General features: G+C 61.4%; 12 protein-coding genes. 5 read left to right on the top strand and 7 right to left on the bottom strand.

Annotated elements, in window-relative coordinates; translation table 11 throughout:
• Window positions 1-167: 167 nt before the first annotated feature.
• From QN347_RS18130 to QN347_RS18115, 4 genes are all read right to left on the bottom strand, one after another.
• On the bottom strand, window positions 168-1,271 hold the full coding sequence (locus QN347_RS18130; RefSeq protein ID WP_323494287.1) for a replication initiation protein: 1,104 nt from the start codon (window positions 1,269-1,271) through the stop codon (window positions 168-170).
• 358 nt (window positions 1,272-1,629) lie between these two features.
• Window positions 1,630-1,902: a BrnA antitoxin family protein gene (locus tag QN347_RS18125; protein WP_323494286.1), complete on the bottom strand. Its 273-nt coding sequence runs from the start codon at window positions 1,900-1,902 to the stop codon at window positions 1,630-1,632.
• A gap of 25 nt (window positions 1,903-1,927) precedes the next feature.
• Complete coding sequence (locus tag QN347_RS18120) at window positions 1,928-2,377, bottom strand: hypothetical protein (RefSeq protein ID WP_323494285.1); 450 nt, start codon at window positions 2,375-2,377, stop codon at window positions 1,928-1,930.
• The gene (locus tag QN347_RS18115) at window positions 2,370-2,645 is read right to left on the bottom strand and encodes a mobilization protein (protein ID WP_323494284.1); all 276 of its coding nucleotides are present in this window, start codon (window positions 2,643-2,645) and stop codon (window positions 2,370-2,372) included. The genes QN347_RS18120 and QN347_RS18115 overlap by 8 nt, the downstream gene beginning before the upstream one ends.
• A 159-nt stretch (window positions 2,646-2,804) precedes the next feature.
• Between QN347_RS18115 and mobQ the strand changes: the two genes are divergently transcribed.
• Together mobQ and QN347_RS18105 are read left to right on the top strand one after the other, a co-directional pair.
• On the top strand, window positions 2,805-4,052 hold the full coding sequence (gene mobQ / locus QN347_RS18110; RefSeq protein ID WP_323494283.1) for a MobQ family relaxase: 1,248 nt from the start codon (window positions 2,805-2,807) through the stop codon (window positions 4,050-4,052).
• Window positions 4,053-4,069: 17 nt separating this feature from the next.
• Window positions 4,070-4,315, top strand: a complete 246-nt coding sequence (locus QN347_RS18105) for a type II toxin-antitoxin system ParD family antitoxin (RefSeq protein WP_323494282.1) — start codon at window positions 4,070-4,072, stop codon at window positions 4,313-4,315.
• 47 nt (window positions 4,316-4,362) lie between these two features.
• Here QN347_RS18105 and QN347_RS18100 read toward each other — a convergent pair whose 3' ends face one another.
• From QN347_RS18100 to QN347_RS18090, 3 genes are all read right to left on the bottom strand, one after another.
• On the bottom strand, window positions 4,363-4,644 hold the full coding sequence (locus QN347_RS18100) for a helix-turn-helix domain-containing protein (RefSeq protein WP_323494281.1): 282 nt from the start codon (window positions 4,642-4,644) through the stop codon (window positions 4,363-4,365).
• A gap of 67 nt (window positions 4,645-4,711) precedes the next feature.
• A complete protein-coding gene (locus tag QN347_RS18095) occupies window positions 4,712-5,149 on the bottom strand; it encodes a hypothetical protein (RefSeq protein ID WP_323494280.1) in 438 nt (145 codons plus the stop codon).
• A gap of 4 nt (window positions 5,150-5,153) precedes the next feature.
• A complete protein-coding gene (locus tag QN347_RS18090; RefSeq protein ID WP_323494279.1) occupies window positions 5,154-5,417 on the bottom strand; it encodes a hypothetical protein in 264 nt (87 codons plus the stop codon).
• A 96-nt stretch (window positions 5,418-5,513) separates the two neighbouring features.
• Here QN347_RS18090 and QN347_RS18085 point away from each other — a divergent pair, with 96 nt between their 5' ends.
• The 3 genes from QN347_RS18085 to QN347_RS18075 all read left to right on the top strand — a co-directional run bounded on the left by QN347_RS18085 (window position 5,514) and on the right by QN347_RS18075 (window position 7,856).
• Window positions 5,514-6,389: a hypothetical protein gene (locus tag QN347_RS18085; RefSeq protein WP_323494278.1), complete on the top strand. Its 876-nt coding sequence runs from the start codon at window positions 5,514-5,516 to the stop codon at window positions 6,387-6,389.
• Window positions 6,390-6,991: 602 nt separating this feature from the next.
• Complete coding sequence (locus tag QN347_RS18080; protein WP_323494277.1) at window positions 6,992-7,336, top strand: hypothetical protein; 345 nt, start codon at window positions 6,992-6,994, stop codon at window positions 7,334-7,336.
• 220 nt (window positions 7,337-7,556) lie between these two features.
• Entirely contained in the window at window positions 7,557-7,856 is a 300-nt protein-coding gene (locus QN347_RS18075; RefSeq protein WP_323494276.1) for a hypothetical protein, read from the top strand.
• Window positions 7,857-7,954 lie beyond the last annotated feature (98 nt).

Genomic DNA, 7,954 nt, shown 5'->3' with positions numbered 1-7,954 from the left:
GCTAAGACGGCCCGATTTCAGAGCTTTCGATACCGTTCCCTTGCTGACACCAGCCAGCTCGGCACCCTTTGTCATCGAGACTGTAGCCATACATTAATTCCACGTTTCCAACCGGGAACAATAACCGGTCACCGGAGGGTATCGCGCAACCCCGTTAGAGACAAGGATCAGGGTTTCGCCCACTTTCCCGCGCAACCCTTTACCCATGTGGTCCAATCTTCACGAAGAGCATCACCCCGGAGTTGCCGACGTCTGTCAGATCGGACCCGAACGTATTGATCCGCTAGCCGCTGGATCGCGTGGCCTCCACCGTGTGCTAACCCGATCGCATAGAGATCTGGCGTGCGATATTCTGACACCTGATCGTCCGCAGGCCATCGCAGTATGTCCGAAACCGAAAGTCTGGCGGCTGTGGCGGCTATGATCGCCGCAGGATCAACAATCGCCTCTTCGGTGCCTTCGCGCCGTGCACGCCGGCCGGCGCGGTGACGTTCGTTTTCCTCCTCGGCCGCTACCGCGGCGATCGGGGCTTTGCGGCGGAAGGTGATCGCTATTTCGGTGACCTTGCGGCCCCTTCGCTTTGCGACTTCCCATGCTACCGAGAATTGAGGGACGAGCTGATTTATCTCGGCTGTCGCCGCATCAAGGACGAAGCGGCGCAGGTCAGCAAAAGAACCATAGGTGCCTTCAGGGACGCCGAGCTTGGACCTTAGCGTGGCGACGTCCCCCCGCCAGATCGGCACGTCGCGACGATATAGCAAAGCTCCCAGTTGGTAGAGTTCGAGGGCATATTTGCTATCGAACGCCAGCACCGTTTCCCGGTGTAGCAGGGCATAGGCTTCGCTGTCTTTCAGCAGATCGCGGGCGCGGCGGGTGAACCGGTAGATCAGCCACCCTTGTTCTCCCCCCTCAAATGTCTCCTCGATCATTTGGAACGTGCGACGCCCTTGGTCGCCCTCGACCTGATCGGGCATCGCGAAAAAGATACCCATCAGCTCGTCGATCGTGTCGGTGAGGCGATCATTGGAATTGTGGGAGCCGCGCAGCATACGCTTGGCGATCCGATGTTCTTGGTCGCGCCAAGCGTCGCCAGCGGTCTGATGCATCATCAAGGCGAGAACCTTGCGAGCCGACAGGCTAAGCGAGACACCGCGCGCATAGCGGACTTCGACCAGTTCGCGCGGTTGCACGATCGTGTCGGAACCTCGCTCCTTCTCGATCCGCGCAACTTCCATCGTGCGCCCTGGCTTGTCTTCGGCTGCCCCGCTCATGGCAGCACAATCGTTCGATGCAGCAGCACCGTCAAGTATTATGAGATGAGGACGACTAGCTTCTCATTTCACGCACCCCATTCCTCATGATACCCCACCCCATTCCTCATGATAGGCCGGAATCGGCCTTTAAAACCAAAGAGATACAACCCCCTGAATCATAGAATCGTTGAATCATGAATCACCGCGCGCGAACAAAGAGGATTTGATGGAATTGGCCGAAGGCCAATGCGCTGCTGATGCGTGCCGGCTACGCCGTCACAGAGCGGCCTAGCGGCCGCAGGCTTGGCGAAGGAGGAGTTGGTCGAGGGGTGCGATCATCTGCCGACTGTCACGCGTCGTGACGGTGAGGGAGTAATTAGATCCAACCCGCCTCTACCAGCTGGCCAAGCAGGGCGTTCACACGGGTCTGCCATCCGGGGCCGCTGCCCCGCAGATGCTCGACCGTCTTGGCGTCCAAGCGGATTTTGATTTCTACCTTGGGTGTTTCCAACTTTGGTCGCCCACGTCGTGAGGGTGTCATGCCAGCCATGAACGTGGCGTCCATCGGCGGGTTGTCGTGATTTGTGGGGTCCTTGCCCGGGTCGAACTCGATTTCCATGAGATTTTGTGCACCCATTAAATAGCGCAACCAACACTTATCGTGCACTCATAAATTACCCGGCCGGCTGTGCCTGTAGCGGCACCCATTCGCCCTTGCAGGTATGGGCCTTGGCGTTCCAGTGACCGCCACAGCCGTACAGATGCTGCTCGATCTTGGGTTCCTTGGCCCATTGGTAGGCGAGGGTCGCAGCAAAGATCAGCCCCAGGCCGATCAGGGCGGCGTAGAGCCATTCCTTGAGCCGGTCCCACCACATCGCGCTACTGGCTCGCTGAAGCGCTCCTGCGGCCCGCTGGAGGTCGTGCAGCACCGATCCGGTCTGTTGGCCCCATTCGGCACGCTGGCGGGCCTCCTGCTCGATCTGGCGGGCCAGCGTGGCCGATTGCTCCGCGACCCCCTCTGCCCCGGCCTTGCGCATGGCATCGAGGAGGACGCGGTAGTCGGCTTGAGGATCGCCGGAGGGAGGGGGTGCGTCGAAGTCGGCGGGATCAAAGGATTCAGCCATCGGCAGGGCGACCCTGGAAGGTCCATCCCGCAAACGCCTTGTGGTCCTGATCGCGGCTGATCCGCTTCATCAACGTGTTCAGCCGATCTTCCCACTCCGCGTCCTTCATCGCAGCATCGAGAAGCAGGCCGCCGAGGATGATTTTGCGACGAGCATCGGCCTTGCGGTTGAGCGTGGCCGCGCGAGCTTCGAGCGCCTGCAGCTGAGCCTTCGCCTGCTCGACCTTGCGACGGGCTTTTTCGATAGATTCGAGTGTTGGTGCCGCCATGTTTCCCTACCTGAAAGCATGAATACGAAGTGAGCATAACGCGTAACAGGACGGGACGCCACCAGAAGGACCAAAGGGAGTGAATGGCGCACTTATGCAAACTTGCGTTTGCGTGCGTCAGGGGATACCCCCGAACCCCAGCGGGCTATCGCCCGCGCCATGCTCCCGCATGGCAAGGAGAGCGCGGCGATGGCGAGCTTCCATCTTGCGGTGAAGACGATAGGCCGTTCCGCCGGTCGCAGTGCGACGGCAGCAGCGGCCTATCGTGCGGGCGTGGAGATCGCGGACGAGCGCACCGGCATCGTCCACGACTACACCCGCAAGCAAGGCATCGAGCATCGCGAGATCGTCGCGCCCGCCGACGCACCAGAGTGGGTGCGCGACCGGTCGGCGCTGTGGAACGCCGCCGAGCAGGCCGAGACGCGCAAAAACTCGACGGTCGCACGGGAGTACGAAATCGCGCTCCCGGCCGAGTTGTCGGCCGACGAACGGCGCGACCTCGCAGTTGGCCTGGCGCAGGAGATCAGCGAGCGGCACGGGGTGGCGGTGGACGTGGCGATCCATGCACCTGGTCGGCATGGCGACCAGCGCAACCACCATGCGCACCTCCTGACCACGACACGGCGGGTCGGCGCGGAGGGGCTGGGGGAGAAGAGCCGCGAACTGGACCAGAAGACGAGTGGGGAGGTTGAGCGCTGGCGGGGGCGCTACGCGGAGATGCAGAACGCGGCGCTGGAACGGGCGCAGGTGGCCGAGCGGGTCGATCACCGTAGCCACCAGCGACGCGGAATCGAGCAGGAGGCGACGGTGCACATGGGGCCTGGCGTCGTGGCGATGGAGCGCCGGGCCGAGCGGGAGGCGCAGCGCGATGGGCGTGAGTATGAGCCGGTGACGAAGGTCGGCCAGCACAACGCCGGCGTTCTCGAGCAACGGTCCTTGCGTCAGTATATCGAGCGGGGATCGGAGTGGCTGCGCGACGTAGGGCAGCGGATGGCGGGGCGGCTGCACGGGTTCGCGGCGACGTTGAGCGGCGCGGTCGAGCGCGATCGGCGCGAGGCGGCCGAGGCGCAGCAGCGCGAGCAGCTCGCCGCCGAGCGCGCCCGCCTGCTAGCCCAGGAGCGTCAGCAGGCCCATGCCCGGGAGCAGGTGGCAGAGCGGTTCAGGACGATCGCGGCACGGCGCGAGGCGGGCGCCCACGGCTATAGCGACCAAAGCAGCGATTGGCGGGCGGTGCCTGAGGCCCTGCGCAAGGCGGTGGACGCCTATAACGGGGCGAACCAGCACACCAAGGATCTGTATATCGAGCGGATCCAGCGTGAACCCCAGATGGCGCACGCCATGGGGCAGCTCATCCACGATCGCGAGCGCGTCCTGCAACGCGATCGGGATCAGGGGTTGAGCCGGTGAAAAGGACAACGTGGATTATGGCGACCGTGCGCAAGACCATTACCCTGACCGAACAGCAGAGTGCCTGGATCGCCGCCCAGATCGACGCCGGCAGCTACACCAATGACAGCGAGGTTATCCGCGACCTTATTCGGTGCGAGCAGGAGCGGGGTCTTGAGATCGAGAGCATCCGTCAGGCGCTGATCGAGGGCGAGCAGAGCGGGGAGCCCGAGCCGTTCGACTTTGCTGCTTTCAAGCAGCGCAAAGCCGCGCAGCATGGCTGAATCGGTTCAACTCTAGAGCCCAGCGCGACGTTGATGGGATGGCTGGATCAGGCGGCTTCCGCGACCTGGACGTGAACGGTTAGACCGGAGGCGGTAGCGAGGTTCACTAGCGCGTCGAGCGAGAATTTTGCCAGCTTGCCTTGCAGGAGGTCGTTGAGGCGGGGGCGGGTAATGCCAAGCCGGCCAGCAGCGGCCTCCTGCGGCAGATCCCAAGACCGGATGCGTGCCTTGAGCGCCGAGAGCAGCTCGGAGCGCGCCTTCATGTTGGCAGCTTCGGCCGGGGTATCGGCCAGCGCGTCGAACACGTTATCGAACATCTGGACTTCCATTGCTGTCATCCTTTCCATGCGCCCAGGCGGCTTAGCGTGTCATTCCGCCGTCCGCCGGAACCGATCCCTAGTCGTCGCGCGAAATCTCCGCGACGCGCCGCGCCGCGGCCAGTTCGAGGATGCGGCCGATGACGGTATTGTACAGCCTGGGCGGGACGAAGCCGTAGGCGAAGCGGTCCTTGCTGCCGGGCACGGGCCGAATGTCATAGCCGGGCCAGGCGAACTGGTTCACTTCATCCAGTACGATCCAAGATCGATCGTCATCAAGGCCGAGCGCCTGTTTGACGCGGGGCGGCAGCTCGATCGCTTCCCCGTCCTTAGCTGGCGGAGTGTGCGTGATCGGTGCGACCGTCACGCGCGGTGCACCACCCTTCGGGCTTTGCACCGCCAGCACGATGACGCTGGGGCGGACCTTGCGGCCTTCCTCCTGCCCTTTGCGATGTTCGTGCCGCCACAGATAGGCATAGGGGATGACCAGGCCCGGTTCCGGGATAGGAAGCGACAAAGGCTCAATCCATCAGGGCGTTGAGATGGTCGTGGCGAGAATCCATCCGTGATGCCGCCAGTGCCTTCAACGTCGCGCTGTCCAGCTCCTCAACCGTTAAGGCGGTAGGAGCCGTCGCCTTGAGACGCTGATATTCGTCATAGTCGCGCGCGGATACGAAATAGCCGGTGACCCGATTGTGCGTCACCACGGCGACCGGCTCGCGCTGTGCTTCCTCGCGATAGCGACCAAAATTGCGAGCGAACTCCGTCGCAGCTACCTGTGTCATCTTGCCCTCCTTGGCATTAGAGGGCGATACACAAAACGCGCGTTTTTCGCAATAGTGCCTGTAGGCACTAATCTGCGCGGGGGGGAGATAATTCAGGTGAGCTTATTGACGGCCCTCACAAGGGCAAAATCCGAAGAAGACGTCAAAGACGCCTATATCGCGGCTCTCGGGCTGAAGGGTTATTTCAAAGGGCTGGTCGATATCCAGACCGAAGAAGTCTGGTTCGAGGCGAAGGACAGCCCGACCGCACCCATCGTCATGTTTGGGCAGCTCCTCGTCTACATCCGCGCAGCGAAAAAACGTGGCGAGGCGATCCCGGCGTTCCTCGCCGTCATCGACCGCGAAAAGGCGGCACTGATGCCGACCGAAAAGGCGCTGCCGCTGCTCGACGATAAGGCGCTCGTCTGGCCCAAATCAGGCTCAGCGGCAGGCAAAGACTTCGCCGTACAGATCGCGCCTTACGTCCAGACGCACATCGTTGAATATGAGATCGCACATGACGAGGCGGCGTTCGTCAAGGCAGTCAAAGATGCGATCAAAGAGCGCCGGATCATCCGCACGCCGATCACCCCTGACAATCTCCGCCAGGTGTTCGACCGCTGGGTCGCGATGGTCGGCAGCGAACTCGGCGTGAAGAACGAGGCCAATTACGCCGTGTTGTTTTTCGCCGACATAATGCACGACGGCCAGCGAGAGGCGATGAAGGGGCCAGCGGGCGCGCGCCTGTTGTTCAGTGGCGACAAGCCAGTCTTCATCTTGGGGAACGAGCAGTACGAGCTGGCGAGCGAGCGCGGCTATCGCAATTTCTGGGCGATCTACCACCGCCCACCCGAACAGCAGCATCGGCATTATCTGCTCGAACGACGCGACAGCCTGCTCCCCATCGACGAACAGAAATTCAAGGGCGCGTATTACACGCCGCTGCACATCGTCGATACGCCATCACCCCCACCCCCTCCGTTCGCGCGATAGCGCCCTCCTCCTCATCTATCATGATGCAAAACTCAAAAGTTTTGCATCAGCGGAACGCGAAGCAGCCCGTCGGCTGACGCTCAATAGCAGCCCTTGCTGCCGATCATCGCGCCTCCTAAACCGGACTGCGATTCGCGAGGAAATATCATGAGGATTAGTGGCCGGGTTGCGGATGGAATCGGGGTTAGAATGAGTATCCTAGGCCCGATGATATTGCTGCTAGCTGCCCCTGCCCATCTTCCGATTATTTGGGATATCCTCGCATTCGGAGTTGCGGTGACGGCAATAATCGTTGGCGGGTCCATGCGGTCACACTCTCGGCGGCATCGGCAGGGTGAAAACCCGCGTCAGCTTTAGAGAGGCCATGCTAGAAACCTGCCGATAGGAAATCGGCCATTTTTCCGAGTTCGTGATGCGAAAATCACAAGTTCTGCATCGTGCTTGGAACGGCGGGAAACTCGGCATTGCGGTGATGCAGAAATCCGATGCGCCGCTGATCGCGGATGTCAGGGCCTGGCGGTCAGCGGTCCGACCGCTTTTGAGGGTTTGCAGCGGTAAGCCGACGTGCTTCTATGCAGCGGCGCCCATAACGAGGGTAGGATATGCTCCAGCTTTTTGTTCGAACACCATTGCGGTTCTGGTTCCGCCTAGGAATAGCGGCATCAATTATCTGGGTTGTCTTGGCTACGTTGTGGCATTGGGCCGCTTTCGGTCGCGAGACCGCAAGTGCCTATATGCGTCATTTCAATGTATGCCGTTCGAGCGGCTTCGGCAGTGCGTGTTTGACACTCGCGCAACATCAGCTTGATGCAGGTCAAGAAAATGCTTGGTTTATGGCGATAGCGGAAAGCCTGCTACAGCTTTCTATCTTATGGTTCGTCGGGGTTGTTATCGTCATCGGGACGAGATGGGCAGCCCAAGCCTTCGAACCAGCGCCGTCCGCTTAACGGACGCGGCACGCCCCTCTAAAACGGCAAAAAGGGTCGCTTTTTGCCGCTCCGGTTGTTGCGAAAGGATTCCCTTTTGCGACGGCAGGAAGCGCCCACTTGGTGCCGTTCGGCGCCGATCTATCGATGCCTGAAAGCCGTCGTCGTCGACATTGCGAAAAGTGGTGGCGTCTGCGTTTAAAGCCGACGAAATGGTCCCGATTGTGCGAGAAAACGTCCCGTGAATGAAACGCCCGACACCCGTCCAGCGCTGGTCGCAGCGATCATGAACGCGATGGTGGATGCTATGAAAGATGCCGACGGGCATTCTGCATTTGAGCCGGCCGAGGCGTGCAGGGCTCTATTGGCGTGTACCGCACTGATCCTGGAGTCCAGCCCGGCGATCAAAACATCGAAGGACATGCGCCTGGCGAGTGAATCCGTAGCGAGGGAAGTGCGGACGCAGCTTCGACAATGGCGTGAGGTTCACGAGGTGACGGGCCAGCGAGCATGGTATGCTGCGATGGGCACAGCGGAGTAGGCACCGTGCGGAAGGTCGGTTTCCTTATAGCTATTTCCGGAAGCCGCCAGTCCGCTAGCCACCAGACCCGGCCGTTCAGCAGCCGTTCGCGCCTAGCG

Origin of the sequence: Sphingomonas sp. 10B4 (assembly GCF_035019905.1) — a bacterium.
GTDB classification, from domain to species: Bacteria; Pseudomonadota; Alphaproteobacteria; order Sphingomonadales; family Sphingomonadaceae; genus Sphingomonas; species Sphingomonas glacialis.
Note: the sequence above shows the minus strand (reverse complement) of the source record. Positions and strands in the feature narration are given on the sequence as shown.

What these genes read in the sequence shown, in the direction of transcription:
- QN347_RS18130 (WP_323494287.1), bottom strand. Translation starts at nt 1,271, where the DNA reads ATGAGCGGGGCAGCCGAAGACAAGCCAGGGCGCACGATGGAAGTTGCG.
- QN347_RS18120 (WP_323494285.1), bottom strand. Translation starts at nt 2,377, where the DNA reads ATGGCTGAATCCTTTGATCCCGCCGACTTCGACGCACCCCCTCCCTCC.
- QN347_RS18115 (WP_323494284.1), bottom strand. Translation starts at nt 2,645, where the DNA reads ATGGCGGCACCAACACTCGAATCTATCGAAAAAGCCCGTCGCAAGGTC.
- mobQ (WP_323494283.1), top strand. Translation starts at nt 2,805, where the DNA reads ATGCTCCCGCATGGCAAGGAGAGCGCGGCGATGGCGAGCTTCCATCTT.
- QN347_RS18105 (WP_323494282.1), top strand. Translation starts at nt 4,070, where the DNA reads ATGGCGACCGTGCGCAAGACCATTACCCTGACCGAACAGCAGAGTGCC.
- QN347_RS18100 (WP_323494281.1), bottom strand. Translation starts at nt 4,644, where the DNA reads ATGGAAGTCCAGATGTTCGATAACGTGTTCGACGCGCTGGCCGATACC.
- QN347_RS18090 (WP_323494279.1), bottom strand. Translation starts at nt 5,417, where the DNA reads ATGACACAGGTAGCTGCGACGGAGTTCGCTCGCAATTTTGGTCGCTAT.
- QN347_RS18080 (WP_323494277.1), top strand. Translation starts at nt 6,992, where the DNA reads ATGCTCCAGCTTTTTGTTCGAACACCATTGCGGTTCTGGTTCCGCCTA.